The organism is Cryobacterium cryoconiti (genome assembly GCF_004403065.1).
Taxonomy (GTDB): Bacteria; Actinomycetota; Actinomycetes; order Actinomycetales; family Microbacteriaceae; genus Cryobacterium; species Cryobacterium cryoconiti.
On record NZ_SOHA01000024.1, the window covers coordinates 1 to 18,103 of the forward strand.

Sequence of the window (18,103 nt, forward strand, 5' to 3'; positions counted from 1 at the left end):
GTTACGCGTTCGCGGACGAGTTCGACTACGGCTTGGAACTGCTGCTGGAGAGCCTGGAACGTCGGGTCGCCGACGCGGGCCCCGCGCTACGCCAGCGTTAGCGCATCCGCAACGAAGCGAGCCACGGGTGGGTGGAGACGAGCAAGGGGACATGCCCGATGGCGGCCACGTTGTGGAGCCCGGAGAGTTGGAGGACTTCGGCCTCGATTGGTTGTCAGCCGGAACGCGAGGTCGACGGTCGCACCTGGGGCGGTTGCATTGAAGTCGTCGACCAGATGGCGATGGCAAACCGACTGCCACCCCGGAGGCAGTGGTCTGTGTCGGCGTGCCCTTCGGCCACACCCGCCCACAGTGGATCCTGCCGCACGGCGGACGAATTCACCTCGACGGTCGCGCACGGACAGTCACCGCTGACTACAGCTGACAGGCCCTTGGCGTGGGATGCGAGAGCACGGCGTGTAATAGGGTTCGAATAACCGGTGACGCATCACTCAACTCACCGCCGTGCCGCCAACGCTGAATTGGAAATCTGATGGCCGACGTTCGGGCACCTGCCAGTCGATCCGAGCGCCTGGACGCGCTCCCGTTCACCCGGGAGCACCGCAGTGTGCTCGTGGGCTCCGGCGTGGGCTGGGCACTGGATGCGATGGACGTTGGACTCATCTCCTTCGTCCTTGCACAACTGGCGGTGCAATGGTCTGCCACCGATATGGAACTGTCCTGGATCGCATCCGCCGGATTCATCGGCATGGCCATTGGGGCGGTTCTCGGCGGTTTGTTAGCCGACCGCATCGGCCGACGCCAAGTCTTCGCGCTCACCCTCCTTGTCTACGGTCTGGCGACAGGAGCGTCGGCCTTGTCCGAGACCGTAGCCGTCCTCATTGCGTGGCGATTCGTCGTGGGGCTCGGGCTCGGCGGAGAGCTTCCCGTCGCCTCGACGCTCGTGAGCGAGTTCGCGCCGCCTCGCATTCGGGGCCGCGTCATCGTCATCCTCGAATCGTTCTGGGCGATCGGCTGGACCCTGTCCGCCGTCATCGGGTTCCTGGTCGTTCCGTCTTCGGCTGACGGATGGCGCTGGGCGCTGGCCGTCGGTGCGGCTCCGGCCGTCTACGCGGTGGTCGTGCGCCTCCGGCTGCCGGAATCGGTTCGCTTCCTCGAGTCGCGTGGCCGCCTCCTCGAAGCGGAGACGACCGTCCGACGCTTCGAAAAGTCCGCCGGGATCACCTCTGGACCCGAGAATCCTGAACCACCCGCGACAACAACTCCACGCGAGGCCCTGTCCGGTTCCCGGACCGGCGTCGCCTCACTCTGGTCACGCGGCCTGCGCCGCCGAACCGGGGCTCTGTGGCTGGTCTGGTTCTGTGTGAACTTCTCGTACTACGGCGCCTTCATCTGGCTTCCGACCATTCTGGTCGCGTCCGGATACTCACTCATCCGCTCCTTCGCGTACACGCTGATCATCACCGTCGCACAGCTGCCGGGCTACGCCGCTTCGGCATTCCTCATCGAGCGGTGGGGCCGGCGCAGGACCCTGGCCGTGTTCCTCGCCGGCTCGGCAGTCTCGGCGGCGCTCTTTGGAGCCGCGGGCGATGCCACCCAGGTGATCGGTGCGGGAATGCTGCTCTCCTTCTTCAATCTCGGTGCGTGGGGAGCGCTGTACGCGGTGACCCCGGAGCTGTATCCCACGCGCATCCGTGCCACCGGGGCCGGCTGGGCAGCCGGCGTCGGACGGATCGCCGCAATCGTGGCCCCACTGTCCGTACCCGTGTTGCGCGAGACGGGCGGGACCCCTCTACTGTTCACGGTCTTCGCACTGTTCTTCGTGGTCGCGGCCCTCGGCGCACTGGGGCTCCCCGAGAAGCGGGGCGAGGCGCTGGAGGACTGAGCCGGCTGCCTCCACCGTTGTGGCGAGCACGGGGCCACCAATGCAGGAACGGACGCCCTCTTCCGAGGAAGAGGGCGTCCGTTTGCGGTCTACAGGTTACTTCTTGCCCTGGGCGCGTCGCTCCGAGCGGTTCGCCGGAGCGGGCTTCGACGCATCGTTACGCTGGCCGAACGCGCCGCGCTGGGGCGGCCCGGCTGCCGCCTCCGCCTCCGCTTCCGTTACCGGAGCGGCGGTGGAGCGGCGGGCGCGGTCCGTGGCGGCCTGCTGGATCTGGCCGCGCTGGTTGCGCACCTCGACTCCGCCCGAATCGCTTGGAGCGGTGTAGCTGAGCTTCTCCTCCGCGGTCGCAGACGGCGCGAGGCCCTTGGCCGCGACAACGGGGCCGTCAACGGCGCCGGGTGCCTGACTGACCTCGACCTCGAGGTTGAACAGGAATCCGACGGTCTCCTCGCGGATCTGACCCATCATCTGCTGGAACATGACGAAACCCTCGCGCTGGTATTCCACCAGGGGGTCGCGCTGGGCCATCGCGCGCAGGCCGATGCCATCCTTCAGGTAGTCCATCTCATAGAGGTGTTCACGCCAACGGCGGTCGATGACCGACAGCACCACTCGGCGTTCGAGCTCGCGCATCGCCGGGGTGCCCAGAGAGTCTTCACGATTCTTGTAGGCGAGCTTGGCATCCGAGACGATCTCGCGGCGCATGAAGTCGCGGTTGATCTTGCCGCGGTTGCCGGCCTCGGCAACGACCTCGTCGATGGTCAGCCCCACCGGGTACATGGTCTTGAGCTCGGTCCACAGGGCATCGAAGTCCCAGTCGTCGCCGTTGCCCTCGCCCGTGTGCACCTCGAGGACCTCATCGATGACGTCTTCGAGAAAGCGCTGCGTGCGTTCGTGCAGGTCGTCGCCCTCCAGGATGTGGCGGCGGTCGCCGTAGATCGCTTCGCGCTGGCGGTTCAGCACATCGTCATACTTGAGCACGTTCTTGCGGATCTCGGCGTTACGGCCCTCGACCTGCGCCTGGGCGCTGCGAATCGCCCGGCTGACGACCTTGGACTCGATGGCCATATCGTCGGGGATGCCCTGGCGGCCCATCAGGCTCTCGGCAGCTCCGGCGTTGAAGAGACGCATCAGGTCGTCGGTCAGGGACAGGTAGAAGCGGCTCTCGCCAGGGTCACCCTGTCGCCCGCTGCGTCCGCGCAGCTGGTTGTCGATCCGGCGGGACTCGTGCCGTTCGGTGCCCAGCACGTAGAGCCCGCCGGCGTCGACGACCTTCGCTGCTTCCACGGCGACCTCTTCCTTGACGGCGTTGAACACGTCGTCCCAGGCGGCTTCGTATTCGTCCGGCGTTTCGACGGGGCTCAGGCCCTTGGCGTTCATCTGCGCCACAGCGAGGAATTCGGCGTTGCCGCCGAGCATCACGTCGGTGCCTCGACCGGCCATGTTGGTGGCGACGGTCACCGACCCCAGACGCCCGGCTTGCGCGACGATGGCGGCTTCCCTCGCGTGGTTCTTGGCGTTGAGCACCTCGTGCCGCACACCCTTCTTCGCGAGCAGGCGCGACAGGTACTCGCTCTTCTCCACACTTGTCGTGCCGACCAGGACCGGCTGGCCCTTCTCGTGCCGGTCGACGATGTCCTCGACGACCTGGCCGAACTTGGCCTCTTCGTTCTTGTAGATGAGGTCGGACTGGTCGAGGCGCTTCATGGGCTTGTTCGTGGGGATGGAAACCACGCCGAGCTTGTAGGTGCTCATGAACTCGGCGGCTTCGGTCTCGGCCGTACCCGTCATGCCCGACAGCTTCGAGTAGAGCCGGAAGTAGTTCTGCAGGGTGACGGTCGCGAGCGTCTGGTTCTCCGCCTTGACGGCGACGCCCTCTTTCGCCTCGATCGCCTGGTGGATGCCCTCGTTGTAGCGGCGGCCCATCAGGATGCGACCGGTGTGCTCGTCGACGATCATGACCTCGCCGTTCATGACGACGTAGTCCTTGTCTTTCTTGAACAGGGCGTTGGCCTTGATCGCATTGTTCAGGAAGGAGATCAGCGGGGTGTTCACGGACTCATACAGGTTGTCGATGCCGAGGTAGTCCTCGACCTTTTCGATGCCGGGTTCGAGCACACCCACGGTGCGCTTCTTCTCGTCGACCTCGAAGTCGACATCCGGAATGAGCTTGGTCGACAGACTGGCGAATTCGGTGAACCACCGGTTGGCTTCACCGGATGCCGGACCCGAGATGATCAGCGGTGTACGCGCCTCGTCGATCAGGATCGAGTCGACCTCGTCGACGATGGCGAAGTAGTGCCCGCGCTGCACCATGTCAGAGGCCTGCCAGGCCATGTTGTCGCGCAGGTAGTCGAACCCGAACTCGTTGTTGGTGCCGTAGGTGATGTCGGCCAGGTACTGCTCGTGGCGCTGGGCCGGCGTCTGGCCGGACAGGATGCAGCCGGTGGTCATGCCGAGGGCACGGAACACGCGCCCCATCAGCTCACTCTGGTAGCTGGCCAGGTAGTCGTTGACCGTGATGATATGAACGCCACGGCTGGTGATCGCATTCAGGTACGCCGCGGTCGTCGCCACGAGGGTCTTGCCCTCGCCGGTCTTCATCTCGGAGATGTTGCCGAGGTGCAGGGCCGCCCCGCCCATGAGCTGCACGTCGAAGTGGCGCAGACCCAGCGTGCGGGTCGAGGCCTCGCGCACGGCGGCGAACGCCTCGGGCAGCAAGTCGTCCAGCGACTCACCGCCCGAGTAGCGCTCACGCAGCAACACGGTCTCGTTCTTCAGTTCCTCATCGGTGAGGTGGCTGAAGTCGTCCTCCAGCGCATTGGTGGCCTTCGCATACTGCTCGAGACGGCGCAGCAGGCGCCCTTCACCAACACGAAGAACTTTTTCCAGAATTGAGGCCACGAATGCACTCCACTAGTCGTCACGGCGTGTGCACACGCCTGTCGTCGTTGCCGCACGCTCACAGCGTCCGGCATGCGGCAACTATAACAAGGCTAGATGGTCAGTTGCTGCGCTCGCGAGCGGACTGCGCGGCCTCCCCGGGCTCAACGGCGTTCTCGTCCAGTTCGATCACACCGTAGTCCCAGCCCTTGCGCCGGTAGACGACGCTCGGGCGCTTCGTCTCGGCGTCCTGGAACAGGTAGAAGTCGTGGCCGACGAGCTCCATGAAGTAGAGCGCATCGTCGACGGTCATCGGGGCCGCCGCGAACACCTTGCGACGGATGACGACGGGGTTGTACACATCCTCCGGCTCTTCGGCCGCAGGCGTTTCCGACCTCACGACGGGGATCGCACCCGTGCGCACCCGCTCGAGCACCTCGGCGTCGGCCGGCGTGATATCCACCACGCTGAAGTCAACGGATGCCGCGTCATGCAGCGAAATCGGACGGTGGGCACCGCCGCGGTGCAGCTTCTGACGGTCCTTGGCTCGGCGCACACGCTCCAGTAGGCGTCCCAGGGCGACGTCGAACGCCGCGTACTTGTCGGATCCGTCGGCTTCAGCCCGCACGATCGGACCCTTGCCGACCAGGGTCAATTCGACCCGGTCGTTGCCCGTGGCACCGTTCTTCTCGCGGTGACGACTGAGCTTGATCTCGAGAGCCAGCGCCTTGTCGGCGAGACCGGCGACCTTCTCGGCTTTCTCGGTGGCGTACTCCCGGAAACGATCAGTGATCCCTAGGTTTCGTCCAACGATGTTAGTTTCCATGACGACCTCCAGATCTGGCGAACCGCCCGTATCCGGGCGATTATTACGCGCCTTTAGGACCACCGTAGCCGTGCGGGCCGGATAAGTCACAGCCTTTTGTCAATGAGTTTCCGATGAACTCTGGGCGGCCGGGAAACGACGCCGTGTTTCCGCCACTGTGGCAACGCCGACGACTTCGCCGCCCGCATGCAGCACGGCGCGTCGCGCCTCGAGCACGGTGGCGCCGGTCGTCAGGATGTCGTCGACGACCAGGGCTCGGAAACCGTCGAGTCGACGCAGAGCCGTCAGGGAGCCGGCACGGTTCCGACTCCGGTCTTCGAGCCCCAGGCCCACCTGGTCCTGCGTCTCAGCAACCGTCCGGAGTACCCGAGTCGCACGGAGCCCCGCTCGCCTGAGCAGCAGGTCGACCGGGTGGTACCCACGGATGCGCCAGGCCCTCCGGGAGGATGGAACCGTCACCAGGTGGATGCCCGGGCCCCCCGGCTCCGCCCGGGCGAGCGCCGCGGCCACGACGCTGCGCAGCGGTCCGGCGAGCGCGCCGGCGGCATCCGTTCGACCACCGTCTTTGAACGCCCCCAGAACCCGCCTGGCCACGCCCGAGTAGTCCAGGGCCGACAACACCTGGACCCCCGATCGCTCGGAGCTGTGCAACCGGGGCCTGAGCGCGGCCAGGCATGCCTCGCACAGGGCGCGGTCGGGCGCACCGCAGCCGCTGCACTCGGTGGGCATCACCACCGCCCAAGCGTCGAGTGCGGCCCGTGAGAGAGCGTCAGGAGTGCGCATCCAGCCAGCATCGGGCGTAGATCGGCCGGGAGTGGAACCGGGCACGCATCCGGTGCAGAACCAACACCCGAGGGGACAGTGGAGGAGCTAGCCGCCGATGCCCTGCTGCGTGGCCAGTAGCGCGACTCCGGAGAGGCGTTCCTGCCAGCCGGCTCCACGCTGCACCAGAAGGCCGCCCGTTGAGGAGAGGGCGCGCAGGTCCCGGAGGTTGTTGCTGCCCACAATGGTGACACTGTCCGGAGCGGACTCGAGGCGCGTGCTGAGACCTCCCAGTTGCAGGGCCACGATCCGTTCCTCGCCCGTGGGCAGCAGGGTCAGCGAGGCCACGGTGAGCTCATCGATCCAGGCCGCGTCCACCGCGACGCCTGCGGTCTGACTCAGCAGCACCGCGTCGCCCAGGGCAACCGGAGTGGTCTTGTCCCGGGCGATCGCGGCGACGACGAACCGGGTGTCGGCGCCGGACTGGAGCAGCGCGATGAGACGGGTGCCGTCTCGGGACACGCGCAGGGAGCGAATCGCTGATGCTTCCGGCCAGGGGGTGGGCACGGCGGTCGCATCGCCGTTCGGGCCGTATACGAACAGTTCCCCCGGGCGGTCGGCGGGGATCGACCAGACGAAGCCGTAGTTGTCGATGGAAGGCCCGATCAGACCCTGCCGGGGATCGAGCAGCACCGGGTCGTCGCCGACGCGCACACCGTAGACACCGGCTTCGGCCAGCACGGCGGCCGCCGTCTGGCCGGGTGAGAGCGTGGCCGAGAACGGGTTCAATTCGGAGACCGAACCGGACAAGCCGGCGATCGGAGTGATCGACGAACCGCTCGCCGCCAGGAAGCCGAACTCGCCCTCCCGCAGCACGAGCGCCCGGGCATCGACGCGGGGGTTCACGGCCGGGGCGTTCGCCGTGAGCTCGCTGATGTCCTGCTGATTGCGATTGATGGTGACGGTCGAGGACAGGCCGGCCGGGAGACTGGTGGACAGCTGGGCCTTCATCCGCTGCAGGGTGACCCGGTCGGCGTTCAAGGCCTCGCTGTTGAGATCGACCTTGGCGTCTCGAGCGATCACCTGCACGGCATCCGCGGTGAGCTTGGTGCCCTCGGGGAAGGCCGTCACGACAGCCCCGCCGAGCCAGGGACTCGGCCCACCGAGCAGACCGTTGACGATCTTGGTCAGGGTGGCACCGCCGCGCGGATACCAGCGCAGGTCGGGCACGAGATAGCTGTATCCCGGGTCGAAGAAGTACAGCGCCTGGGAGGTGAAGACGTCCTGGAAGATATTGCGGTCGATGACGGTTCCGTTGGGGGCCGCGCCGATACGCCACTGACCGCCGACCTTCACGAACTGGTAGCGCAAAGCGACCGCGGTGGGCGACTCGACCTCCCGGTACTCGCCGCGGGCATCCACTTCCGCGACCGGGTTCACCGAGAACTGCATCTGCTCTTCACCGACGGCCACGATGCTGCGCCCGGTGGCGTCGTCGACCGTCACCCCGACATCCGGCTCCCAGGTGTTGCTGAAGCTCGGAGACAAGAATTCCCGGGCGATCGCGTAGTCATTGTCGGGGCTCGTCGCGGCGTCGATGAAGCCGCGCAGGATCGCCTCGGGCGTGGCGTCCTTCTGGGGCCTGGACGGAAGGAAGACGGGTGCCGGGGTGGTGCCGGGCTGCACCGACTGTCCTTCCCGCACTCCCCCGTCACGCGGGATTCCGGAGCATCCGGTCAGTGCCACTGCGAGCGCGACCAGCCCCGCGAACATACGCGCGCTTCTACGCATAGTGTCCCCCCGTCTCGGCGCGACCCGTTCCGCCGGCCGCGTCTGCCGGCGGCAGCGGGCTGGGCGAGCTCGTCAGCGTTCCGCGTGCGCTGCGCGGCAGGGTCAGCCGGAAACAGGAGCCCTCGCCCGGGTGCGACCAGACCTGCAGCCAGCCGCCGTGCACGGATGCGTCCTCGAGCGAGATGGAGAGTCCGAGGCCGGTGCCGCCGATGGTGCGCTTGCGCGACGGGTCGGCCCGCCAGAACCGGTCGAAAACGTGGGCCATTTCGGCCTGGCTCATGCCGAGCCCGTAGTCGCGGACCGACAGGGCCACCGCACTTTCGTTGCTGTCGACGGACACGATGATCGGCTTTCCCTCCCCGTGCTCGATGGCATTGCCGATCAGGTTGTGCATGATGCGGCGGNTCGACGTCTGCGTCGAGGTGCCCACCCGGAGCCACGAGGGTCAACACCGTTCCCTTCGAATCCCCCAGCGAGCGCAGACCGTCGATGGCATCCTCGGCCAGGTGCACGAGATTGGTCGGTTCGGTCTCCAGCTGCACCGAACCGGCATCGTATTTGCTGATCTCGAGCAGATCGCTGAGCAGAAGCTCGAACCGCTCGACCTGCGCGTGCAGGAGCTCGGCCGTGCGCCCCACCGCCGGCGGGAAGGTGGACCGGTTGTCGAAGAGCACGTCGCCGGCCAGCCGGATCGTCGTCAGGGGGGTGCGGAGCTCGTGCGACACATCGGACACGAACCGTTGCTGCACCTCGGACAGGTCCGCGAGCTCCTTGATCTGACTCTGCAGGCTGTCCGCCATGCCGTTGAAGGACCGGGCCAGCGTCGCGATGACGTCCTCGCCCTTCTCCGGGATGCGCACGCCGAGGTCACCGGAGGCGAGTCGCTGGCTGGTGGCGGCCGCGACCCGGATCGGCGTGACCACGAAGCGCACCACGATCCAGGTCACCGCCCCGATCAGCAGGATCAGCACCAGGCCGGCGATACCGAGGGTGCGCTGCACGAAACCGAGGGTCGACTCGGCGTCGGCCAGGCTGTAGCCGATGTAGAGCTCATAGTCACCGGCGACCGGGACGGTGAGCTGCGACCCGACGACGATCCCGGGGATCTGGCCGCCGTCATCCGTGGTCAGAGTCACCGACTGCCAGAACTGCTCGCCCGGATTCTCCTGTACCTGCACGCGCAGATCGGTGGTGATCACGCCGGTCGAAGCGCCGAACGACGAGGAATCCTGGGGTGCCACGGTGGAGGCGTCCTGACCGGGCGCCCGGAAGATGGCGATCAGTTGGGACGAGGATGCCGCGGTGATCAGGGTGCGGGCCGAGCCCACCAGGGTCTGCACGTCCACCCGGTCGGCGGCGTCCGAGGCGTCGAAGATGCCCTGGGCTGCGGTCGTGGCCCGGTTCGATTCGACGAGGACCTGGTTCAGCCGGGATTGGAAGAGGTCGTTGCCCACGCTGACGGACACGTACACCCCGACCACCATGATGGCGACTCCGGAAAGCGCGACCGTGATCGTCACGGTCCGGAACTGCAGCGAGGATCGCCACAGACCGGCGACTCTGGCAGGCCAGGAACGCCACTCCCGCCAGATGCTGCGGTTGAACCCGGTGCGGCCGACCATCTGAAACCTAGCCGGCCGCGCCGGCCCGATAGCCGACCCCGCGCACCGTCATCACGATGCGAGGGTTGTCCGGGTCGTCTTCGACCTTGGCGCGCAGACGCTGGACGTGCACGTTGACGAGGCGGGTGTCCGCCTTGTAGTGGTAGCCCCAGACCTGCTCCAGCAGCATCTCCCGGGTGAAGACCTGCTGAGGCTTGGACGCGAGCGCCAGCAGCAGATCGAATTCGAGCGGGGTGAGATTGATCTGCCGCGTGCCCCGCCGCACCTCGTGCCCAGCGGCATCCACGACCAGGTCCCCGATCTGCAGGCTGGCGGGCGTCTCCGTCGGAACCGGGCGCAGACGGGTGCGGATGCGCGCGACCAGCTCCTTGGGGTTGAACGGCTTGACCATGTAGTCGTCGGCGCCCGATTCGAGGCCCTTGACGACATCCGTGGTGTCGGTTCTCGCCGTCAGCATGATGATGGGCGTTCCGGACTCCGCGCGGATCAGGCTGCACACCTCGATGCCGTCGAGGCCGGGAAGCATCAGGTCGAGCAGGACGAGGTCCGGCTTGACGGCGCGGAAGGCCTCCAGCGCCAGGGCACCGTCGGCGCAGAAGACCGGCTCGAACCCCTCGGCGTGCAGGACGATGCCGATCATCTCAGCCAGCGCGGTGTCATCATCGACGACAAGAATGCGTGCGTTCATCAAACCGTTTTCCACTCAGTCACCCAAAAATACCCCGGTGAGTCATGCAATCACTGGCCTAAGAGTAGTCGACGACACCGCCTGAACGCTCAACGCGCTCATTACTCTCCGAGGTATGCCAGCATAGAACTCGTGACGGACCCGCAGAACTGGCACTCCCCGACCGATGACTCACGCGGCAATCCGGCGGGAGACGGGCAAAACCCGCCTTCCGCGCCTTTCGTTCCTCCCGTTTTCGCGCCCCCGGCGGGCACGCCCGCACCGTACGCCATCGGCCAGCCCCCTGCCTGGGGTGCTCCGCCTGCCTGGACTCCCCCGCCGCGACCGGGATTGATCCCACTGCGCCCGCTCGGCTTCGGGACCCTTCTCTGGGCTCCGTTCCAGGTGCTGCGCCGCAACCCGAAGGCGACCTTCGGCAGCGCTCTGATCGTTCAGGGCGTCGTCGCCCTGGTCACCGTCGTGGTGGTCGGTCTGGTCACCTACTTCGCGCTCGGACGTGTGGACAACGCACCGTTGGAGGACCGCGCCGCCCTTGAAGCCGGCGCGACCCTGAGCATCGTGCTCTCCGCGCTCGTTCCGGTGGCGCTGGCGGTTCTTGCCTCCGCCATGCTGCAGGGCATCATCGTGATCGAGGTGGCCCGCGCGACGCTGGGCGAGAAGATGCGCCTCAGTGCCCTCTGGCGTGCGGTCCTGCCCCGCCTGTGGCCGCTGCTGCTCTGGACCATTCTCCTGAGCGCCGCAATGCTCGCCGCCCTCGCACTGGTGGTCGGGCTCGTCGTTCTTTTGGTCTCCCTGGGCGGAGCGGGAGTCGCCTTCGCGGTGCTCACCGGCATCCTCGGTTCACTCGCACTCATTGTGCTCGGTGCGTGGCTGCTGACGAAAACGTCGCTCGTGCCGAGTGTGATCGTGCTCGAGCGGCTCGGCCTCCGTGCCGCCGTGGCCCGGTCCTGGTCGCTGACGCAGGGCTATTTCTGGCGCACGCTCGGCGCCCAGTTCCTGGTGGCGCTGGTCGTGAACATCGTCTCGCAGATCGTCACGACGCCCCTGTCGCTTCTCTTCGGCGTCGCGACCACCCTCATCGACCCGAACGGGTCCTTCGAGGCGTATCTTCCGTCCATCCTCCTGTACGTGCTGACAATCCTGCTCGGCCTGGTGCTGGGCGCCGTCGCCGCCGTGGTGCAGTCATCCGTCACCGCACTCATCTACATCGACCTGCGGATGCGTAAGGAAGGCCTCGACCTCGAGCTGGCGCGGTTCGTCGAATCCGCGCCCGGCAGCGGTGAGGACCCCTACCGGCCGAAGCCGACAGCCGCTCCGGAGACTGCCCGGGCATGATCGGCGGGTGGCAGATTCACGCGGCGATCCGGGGAGCGATACCGGTCGAACCCGATGCGCCCGAGGCCCGGGACTGGCTGCGGGCGGAGCTGGCCAAGCCTCCCTACGCGGCAGCCCGGCCGACCTGGTTCGACCGGTTGTCCACCGCCGTGCTCGATTGGTTCGCCTCTCTGACTGCACCATCCGCTGACGGGTTGGCCCCCTGGGTTCCCCTCCTGGTGACCGTCGTTGTCGTGTTGCTGATCGGTGCCGCCATTCTCATCTTCGGCCTGCCCCGGCTGAACCGGCGCAGCCGACTCGCGACCGACCTCTTCGGGGTGGACGACCGGCGGACCGCCACTGACCTGCGACGCGCTGCCCTCGCCGCGGCCTCCCACCGGGACTGGAGCCTGGCCAGCGCCGAGATGTTCCGCGCCCTGGCGCGGGGCATGTCCGAGCGCACGATCCTGATGGTGACACCGGGCACGACAGCGCACTCCTTCGCCGCCCGGGCTGCCGAGTCCTTCCCCGGCGAGCGGGTGCGCCTGGCCGAGGCCGCCGAGTTGTTCGACGGCGTGCGCTACCTGGGAATCGAGGGAACCGAGCAGCGGTTCCTGGCCCTGGCAGCGTTGGAGAGCGATCTCCGCTCCGCCCGGCCGATCCACCGCGAAGACCCGACACCGACGCGACAGCCATGAGTCTCCTCAAACAGGCACCATCCGAGCCCCCGGCAGAGAACGCCGTAGCCACCACACCCACCCTGCGCGCCGCGGGACGTCGAGCACGGTTCTGGCTTGTGGCCGGTGCCGGGGCCCTGCTCGTGGCCGTGGTCAGCACCGTGCTCGCCGTCGGCGGCGCGGACGGCGAGCCCCTCGCCGCGGACAGCGCGACGCCGGTCGGAGCGCGGGCGCTGGTCGAGGTGCTCCGTCAACAGGGCGTCATTGTCACGGCCGCCGACAGCCTCGACGAGGCACGCACCCTGACATCCGCCGCCGGCGATCCCACCGTCTTCTTCTTCGACCCCGACGGGCTCCTCAGCGCTGACCAGCTCACCGCGATGGCGAGGCTCGCCCCGCGCACGATCGTCGCGTCCCCGGATTTCCTGACCCTGCAGACGCTCGCCCCCGCCGCCGGCTTCGGTGGGGTGTCCCAGGCCACGGCCTCGCCCGCCCGCTGCACGCTCCCGGCCGCGGTCAAGGCCGACACGGTCTCGCCCGGCGGGCCGACCCTCACCATTCCGGCGGAGGCCGACGGACTGACCGGATGCTTCCCCTCGGGAGACAACGCTTACGCCCTGATCCAGACGGCCGCGTCCGACCGCACCCTCACCCTGCTCGCCGACGGGACCCTGTTCAACAACGAACGGATCATCGAGGCCGGCAACGCCGCCCTCGCGCTCAACCTGCTCGGGGCCGGCGACGAGCTCATCTGGTATCTGCCGACGATCGCCGACGTGCCGGGGACGGGGTCGCCGTCCCTCGGCGAGCTCACTCCCGGCTGGGTGACCCCCACCCTGGTGCTGCTGGTTCTGGTGACGGTGGCCGCGGCGGTCTGGCGCGGACGTCGCTTCGGTCCGCTCGTGGCCGAGAATCTGCCGGTCACCGTGCGCGCCAGCGAGACGATGGAGGGTCGCGCCCGGCTCTACGCTCGCAGCAACGCCCGCCTGCGCGCCCTCGACGCGCTTCGTGTCGGGGCCGTGCAGCGCCTGGCCGGTCAGGTCGGGCTGTCCCGCCTGGCCACCCTGGACGAGGTGATCGTGCTGGTCGCCTCCGTGACCGACCGGCCCTCCGGGGAGGTGCGGCTGGTGCTCGTGGACGCCATTCCGGCGACCGACGCCGAACTGGTCGCCCTGTCCGACCGCATCCTGGAACTCGAGCGGGCCACGGCCCGCGCGACCACGCCCCTGCCACCCGAAAGAATGGACTCATGAGCACTCACACCGCTGTCGATACCCTGCGCGCATCCCTCGCCCAGGTGCGCACCGAGGTCGGCAAAGCCGTCGTCGGACAGGATGGCGCCGTGACCGGGCTGATCATCGCGCTGCTCGCCCGCGGCCACGTGCTGCTCGAGGGAGTGCCGGGCGTCGCCAAGACGCTCCTGGTGCGTTCCCTGAGCCACGCGCTCAGCCTGGAGACGAAGCGGGTGCAGTTCACCCCGGACCTGATGCCCGGCGACGTGACCGGTTCCCTCGTCTACGACGCCAGGGTGGGCGACTTCGAGTTCCGCAAGGGCCCCGTCTTCACGAACATCCTGCTGGCCGACGAGATCAACCGCACCCCGCCGAAAACGCAGTCCGCCCTGCTCGAGGCCATGGAGGAACGCCAGGTCAGCGTCGACGGGCTGTCGCTCCCCCTGCCGGACCCGTTCATCGTCGCCGCGACCATGAACCCGATCGAATACGAGGGCACGTACACGCTGCCGGAGGCGCAGCTCGACCGGTTCCTGCTCAAGCTCGTGCTCGACGTGCCCGAACGCGACGCCGAATTCGAGGTCCTGCGGCGCCACGCCGAAGGATTCAACCCGCGCGATCTCGCGGGCGCAGGCGTCACGGCCGTGCTCGGAGCCGATGAACTGCTGGCGGCACAGGCGGCTGTGGCAGCCGTGGGATCCAGCCCCGACGTTCTCGCGTACATCGTCGACCTGGCCCGGGCCACGCGGAGCAGTCCGTCGGTCAAGCTCGGGGTGAGCCCGCGCGGCACGACCGCGCTGCTCGCCGCGGCCAAGGCCTGGGCCTGGTTGAGCGGGTACGACTCGATCACCCCCGACCACGTCCAGGCGATGGTGCTGCCGGTCTGGCGGCACCGCGTGCAGCTTCGACCGGAAGCCGAACTCGAAGGCGTCTCCGTAGACGCGATCCTGCGGGCAGTGCTCGCCCAGGTGCAGGTGCCGATCTAAGTGACGCTCACCGGACGGTTCGTTGCCCTCCTCGCGCTCGGTGTCGTGCCGATCGTGCTGCTCGGGCGCACCCCGGCAATGGCAACCGCCGTGTTGGGACTGTGGGTGCTGGCCGCGCTGGCCCTCGGCATCCTGGATCTCTCGCTGGCCGGCTCGCCACGGCGGGTCGCACTCACGCGCAGCCTGCCGACCCGGGTGCGCCTCGGCGAGAGCGTGACGAGCGACCTGTACCTGACGAACACCGGCACCCGGCGCCTGAACATGGTCGTCCGGGATGCCTGGCAGCCGTCGGCCGGTGCCGGCAACAACCGCACGAGGCTGGCCTTGCCGCCCGGGGAACGGCGACTGGTGTCGCTGCAGCTGACACCCACCCGGCGCGGCGAACGGCGCGTGGACCGGGTCACGGTGCGCTCCTTCGGGCCGCTCGGGCTGTGGGCGCGGCAGGCCACCCTGCAGGCACCCGGGCAGATCCGCGTGCTGCCGCCCTTCACCGCGCGCAAGCACCTGCCCTCACGGATCACGAGGCTCAAGGAGCTGGACGGGCGCACCAGCCTGATGGTGCGCGGCCAGGGCACCGAGTTCGATTCGCTGAGAGAATACGTGCGCGGCGACGACGTGCGCTCGATCGATTGGCGGGCCACGGCCCGGCACAACGACGTCATGGTGCGCACCTGGCGCCCCGAACGGGACCGCCGTGTGGTGGTGCTGATCGACAGTGGCCGCACCTCGGCCGCACGCGTCGACGACGAGCCTCGCCTCGACACGGCCTTCGAGGCCTCGTTACTGTTGGCCGCACTGGCCTCCACGGCGGGAGATCACGTCGACTTCATCGCGTACGACCGTCGGGTGCGGGGCCGGGTGCAGGGCGCCCAAGGGGCAGAGCTGCTCTCGCGGATGGTCGACACCATGGCCCTGATCGAACCGGAGTTGATCGAAACGGACTGGGCCGCCGTTCCCGCGCAGGTACGCGCGGTGACGAGCCGCCAGGCCCTGGTCGTGCTGATCACCTCGATCGACGCGGCCGGAGCGTCGAGCGCGCTGCTGCCGGTGCTGCCCCAGTTGACTCGGCGTCACACCGTGATCGTGGCATCCGTCACCGACCCCACGACGCTGGCGGCGACTCATGAGCGCGGCAACCGTGAGGAGGTCTACCGGGCAGCGGCCGCGGAGCGCGCCCTGCTCGACGTGGCCCGGGTGTCCGCGGCCATCCGCCGGCAAGGCGCGGAGGTCGTCACGGGGTCTCCCGCCGATCTGCCGCCCGCGCTGGCCGACCGATACATCGCACTCAAGGCCGCCGGGCGGCTCTGACCTGGCTCAGGCCGAAAAAATCCGGGTGCTGCCGGCGTCGAATTCCGCCAGGTCACCTGTTTCACCGGCTCGCACGGCCCTCCGGCCGAGCACGAGCATATAGGCAAGGAAGGCCAGCAGGGCCGCCGCGCCGATTCCGATCTTGACGGGCCAGGGCCAGGGCGCCGGTGTGACGAACCCTTCGATCACCCCGGAGACGAAGAGCACGAAGACCAGCCCGATCGCGACCGTCGACAGCGCCCGGGCATCCTCGGCCAGAGCCTGCGCGCGCGTGCGGGCGCCCGGTGCGATCCAGGCCCAGAAGATCCGCAGTCCCCCGGCGGCGGCCACGAAGATCGCGGTCAATTCGAGCATGCCGTGCGGAAGGATGTAGAGGAAGAACACGTCGCCCTTGCCGTAGGCGAACATGACGGCGGCCGTGATTCCCACGTTCTGCGCGTTCTGCAACACGATGTAGGGAACGTAGACGCCGAGGATGCCGAAGGCGATGCACTGGGCCGCGATCCAGGCATTGTTGGTCCAGACCAAACCGGTGAAGGACGCAGCCGGATTCTCCGAGTAATAGTCGACGAAGTCTTCGTTCACCAGCTTCTGGAGCGCGGCGTCGGAACCGATAGCCGCCAGGGCCTCCGGGTTACCCGTGATCCAAACCGCGTAGAGTGCGGCAACCGCGATCGTCACCACCGCCACTGCCAGGGTGAGCCAGCGCAGACGGTACAGCGCGGCCGGTAGTTGCAGGATGAAGAAACGCGGAATCTGGGAGATCACATTGGCGCCGGCACCGGTGAACTTGAGTCGCGCCCGAGACAGTCCCACCGACAGCCGGTCCCCCTCGAGGGTCGACCCTGCCGACGATTTGAGGGCCGACAGCTGGGTCGCCCCGGACTGGTACCGCTCGATCAACTCGTCTGCCTGCGCGCCGGTGAGCCGCCGCTGCTTGCCGAGCTCAGCCAGGCGGTCCCACTCGGCGCGGTGCGCCGCTGAATACGCGTCAAGGTCCATCTGATCTAATAGTAGACATGGACCAGCCGGGCAAGGTGGCCGATCACGGCCAATATTCATGGAGTGAGCAGGAATTGGTCACCGGCGAGGCCGTTGCCCTCGATGTGCGCCCGGCCAGCATCATCCTGCGTGCCGCAGGAACGATCATCGACTGGGTCACGTATCTGCTCCTGTTCCTGGCCATGGCCTTCCTCGTCGGGTCACTCACGGGAGTGGCCATCGACGACACCCTCGGCCGGGCGCTCGGAATCGCCGGCCTGGTCGTCTGCCTCCTGGTTGTGCCGATGTCCGTCGAAGCGGCCACCGGCGGTCGCTCACTCGGCAAGCTCGCTATCGGTGCTCGCATCGTGCGCGATGACGGTGGCGCCATTCAACTGCGCCACGCCTTCATCCGTGCGCTTCTCGGCGTCATCGAGATCTATCTGACCTTCGGCGGCCTCGCCGCCACCACAGCACTCCTGAACGGAAAATCCAAGCGCCTCGGCGATCTGCTGGCTGGCACCTATAGCCAGCATGAGCGGGTTCCGCGCGTGCCTGACCGCACGGTCGTCCTGCCGCCGGAACTGGCTGCGTGGGCCCAGACGGTCGATATTCTGAGGATGCCGGACCGCCTCTCGCGCAGAATTGCGCAGTTCCTGGGGCAGGCCGAAAAACTGAACCCGGAGACTCGGTTGCGCCTCGCCGCCAGTCTCGCCGACGAGGCCGCACCGTTCGTGTCGCCGAAGCCCGTGGCTTCCCCAGAGGTTTTCCTGGCCGGCGTCGCCGCGGTGCGACGCGATCGGGAATCCACCGCTCTGCAACTCGAACGCGACCGGTTGGACCGCTTGCAGCCCATCTTGCATGCTCTGCCGCACAACTTCCCGCAGCGCTAGCCCTCCGGCCCCTGACGAAAGAAGGCCACTGCACGGCCTCCTCGTGGCGCAGGGTGTGGTGATGGGCGCAGGGTGTAGCGTGCGCCGGTTTCCACAGGGTGCGCCGCGAGCTGCCGTGTACGTTAACGGCGAACAGCCACCTCGTGTGGGGCGGAATGTGCCCACGATTGTTCCCGTTCCGGTCGAGAGTGGCCGTTCTGCTGGGCACTCTCGACCGGAACGGGAACAGTCACGACTGGTTAACGGGGGAAGGCC

At 67.9% G+C, this 18,103-nt stretch carries 14 protein-coding genes and 2 pseudogenes; 8 read left to right on the top strand and 8 right to left on the bottom strand.

Annotated features, from left to right (window positions below; genetic code table 11):
• Positions 1-301 precede the first annotated feature (301 nt).
• A pseudogene (locus tag E3T49_RS16830) lies at positions 302-424 on the top strand (LD-carboxypeptidase); the annotation flags it as partial.
• Positions 425-532: 108 nt separating this feature from the next.
• On the top strand, positions 533-1,885 hold the full coding sequence (locus tag E3T49_RS08435) for an MFS transporter (RefSeq protein WP_134424494.1): 1,353 nt from the start codon (positions 533-535) through the stop codon (positions 1,883-1,885).
• A gap of 96 nt (positions 1,886-1,981) precedes the next feature.
• Here E3T49_RS08435 and secA read toward each other — a convergent pair whose 3' ends face one another.
• The 7 genes and pseudogenes from secA to mtrA form a co-directional block, all read right to left on the bottom strand.
• The gene (gene secA, locus E3T49_RS08440) at positions 1,982-4,789 is read right to left on the bottom strand and encodes a preprotein translocase subunit SecA (RefSeq protein ID WP_134424495.1); all 2,808 of its coding nucleotides are present in this window, start codon (positions 4,787-4,789) and stop codon (positions 1,982-1,984) included.
• A gap of 100 nt (positions 4,790-4,889) precedes the next feature.
• A complete protein-coding gene (hpf, locus tag E3T49_RS08445) occupies positions 4,890-5,594 on the bottom strand; it encodes a ribosome hibernation-promoting factor, HPF/YfiA family (protein WP_134424496.1) in 705 nt (234 codons plus the stop codon).
• Between the two features lie 99 nt (positions 5,595-5,693).
• Positions 5,694-6,377, bottom strand: coding sequence for a ComF family protein (locus E3T49_RS08450; protein ID WP_134424497.1), 684 nt, complete (start codon positions 6,375-6,377; stop codon positions 5,694-5,696).
• A gap of 87 nt (positions 6,378-6,464) precedes the next feature.
• On the bottom strand, positions 6,465-8,129 hold the full coding sequence (locus E3T49_RS08455) for an LpqB family beta-propeller domain-containing protein (protein ID WP_166785503.1): 1,665 nt from the start codon (positions 8,127-8,129) through the stop codon (positions 6,465-6,467).
• Positions 8,130-8,139: 10 nt separating this feature from the next.
• Complete coding sequence (locus E3T49_RS16575) at positions 8,140-8,541, bottom strand: ATP-binding protein (protein ID WP_241972717.1); 402 nt, start codon at positions 8,539-8,541, stop codon at positions 8,140-8,142.
• Between the two features lie 211 nt (positions 8,542-8,752).
• Positions 8,753-9,769, bottom strand: a pseudogene (locus tag E3T49_RS16580) (HAMP domain-containing protein); the annotation flags it as partial.
• A 7-nt stretch (positions 9,770-9,776) separates the two neighbouring features.
• Positions 9,777-10,457 (bottom strand): MtrAB system response regulator MtrA, encoded by a 681-nt coding sequence (mtrA, locus tag E3T49_RS08465; RefSeq protein ID WP_134424499.1) that lies wholly within the window; start codon positions 10,455-10,457, stop codon positions 9,777-9,779.
• A gap of 330 nt (positions 10,458-10,787) precedes the next feature.
• On the opposite strand from mtrA, the gene E3T49_RS08470 reads away from it, so the two are divergent.
• Genes E3T49_RS08470 through E3T49_RS08490 form a run of 5 tightly spaced genes read left to right on the top strand, consistent with a single transcriptional unit; the run spans position 10,788 to position 15,974 of the window.
• Complete coding sequence (locus tag E3T49_RS08470) at positions 10,788-11,792, top strand: hypothetical protein (RefSeq protein ID WP_134424500.1); 1,005 nt, start codon at positions 10,788-10,790, stop codon at positions 11,790-11,792.
• On the top strand, positions 11,789-12,469 hold the full coding sequence (locus E3T49_RS08475) for a DUF4129 domain-containing protein (RefSeq protein WP_134424501.1): 681 nt from the start codon (positions 11,789-11,791) through the stop codon (positions 12,467-12,469). The genes E3T49_RS08470 and E3T49_RS08475 overlap by 4 nt, the downstream gene beginning before the upstream one ends.
• Positions 12,466-13,701: a DUF4350 domain-containing protein gene (locus E3T49_RS08480; protein ID WP_134424502.1), complete on the top strand. Its 1,236-nt coding sequence runs from the start codon at positions 12,466-12,468 to the stop codon at positions 13,699-13,701. Before E3T49_RS08475 ends, E3T49_RS08480 begins: the two co-directional genes overlap by 4 nt.
• The gene (locus E3T49_RS08485; RefSeq protein WP_134424503.1) at positions 13,698-14,666 is read left to right on the top strand and encodes an AAA family ATPase; all 969 of its coding nucleotides are present in this window, start codon (positions 13,698-13,700) and stop codon (positions 14,664-14,666) included. Before E3T49_RS08480 ends, E3T49_RS08485 begins: the two co-directional genes overlap by 4 nt.
• Positions 14,667-15,974 carry a DUF58 domain-containing protein gene (locus tag E3T49_RS08490; RefSeq protein ID WP_134424504.1) on the top strand — a complete coding sequence of 436 codons (1,308 nt, stop codon included), beginning with the start codon at positions 14,667-14,669 and terminating at the stop codon, positions 15,972-15,974.
• A 6-nt stretch (positions 15,975-15,980) separates the two neighbouring features.
• On the opposite strand, the gene E3T49_RS08495 is transcribed toward E3T49_RS08490, so the two are convergent.
• Positions 15,981-16,976 (bottom strand): stage II sporulation protein M, encoded by a 996-nt coding sequence (locus E3T49_RS08495; protein WP_134424505.1) that lies wholly within the window; start codon positions 16,974-16,976, stop codon positions 15,981-15,983.
• Between the two features lie 17 nt (positions 16,977-16,993).
• Here E3T49_RS08495 and E3T49_RS08500 point away from each other — a divergent pair, with 17 nt between their 5' ends.
• Positions 16,994-17,848 carry an RDD family protein gene (locus E3T49_RS08500; RefSeq protein WP_134424506.1) on the top strand — a complete coding sequence of 285 codons (855 nt, stop codon included), beginning with the start codon at positions 16,994-16,996 and terminating at the stop codon, positions 17,846-17,848.
• The last annotated feature ends 255 nt before the right edge of the window (positions 17,849-18,103 follow it).

Coding starts and splice junctions, on each gene's coding strand:
- E3T49_RS08435 (WP_134424494.1), top strand. CDS start 533: ATGGCCGACGTTCGGGCACCTGCCAGTCGATCCGAGCGCCTGGACGCG.
- hpf (WP_134424496.1), bottom strand. CDS start 5,594: ATGGAAACTAACATCGTTGGACGAAACCTAGGGATCACTGATCGTTTC.
- E3T49_RS08450 (WP_134424497.1), bottom strand. CDS start 6,377: ATGCGCACTCCTGACGCTCTCTCACGGGCCGCACTCGACGCTTGGGCG.
- E3T49_RS08455 (WP_166785503.1), bottom strand. CDS start 8,129: ATGTTCGCGGGGCTGGTCGCGCTCGCAGTGGCACTGACCGGATGCTCC.
- E3T49_RS16575 (WP_241972717.1), bottom strand. CDS start 8,541: ATGCACAACCTGATCGGCAATGCCATCGAGCACGGGGAGGGAAAGCCG.
- mtrA (WP_134424499.1), bottom strand. CDS start 10,457: ATGAACGCACGCATTCTTGTCGTCGATGATGACACCGCGCTGGCTGAG.
- E3T49_RS08475 (WP_134424501.1), top strand. CDS start 11,789: ATGATCGGCGGGTGGCAGATTCACGCGGCGATCCGGGGAGCGATACCG.
- E3T49_RS08480 (WP_134424502.1), top strand. CDS start 12,466: ATGAGTCTCCTCAAACAGGCACCATCCGAGCCCCCGGCAGAGAACGCC.
- E3T49_RS08485 (WP_134424503.1), top strand. CDS start 13,698: ATGAGCACTCACACCGCTGTCGATACCCTGCGCGCATCCCTCGCCCAG.
- E3T49_RS08495 (WP_134424505.1), bottom strand. CDS start 16,976: ATGGACCTTGACGCGTATTCAGCGGCGCACCGCGCCGAGTGGGACCGC.
- E3T49_RS08500 (WP_134424506.1), top strand. CDS start 16,994: ATGGACCAGCCGGGCAAGGTGGCCGATCACGGCCAATATTCATGGAGT.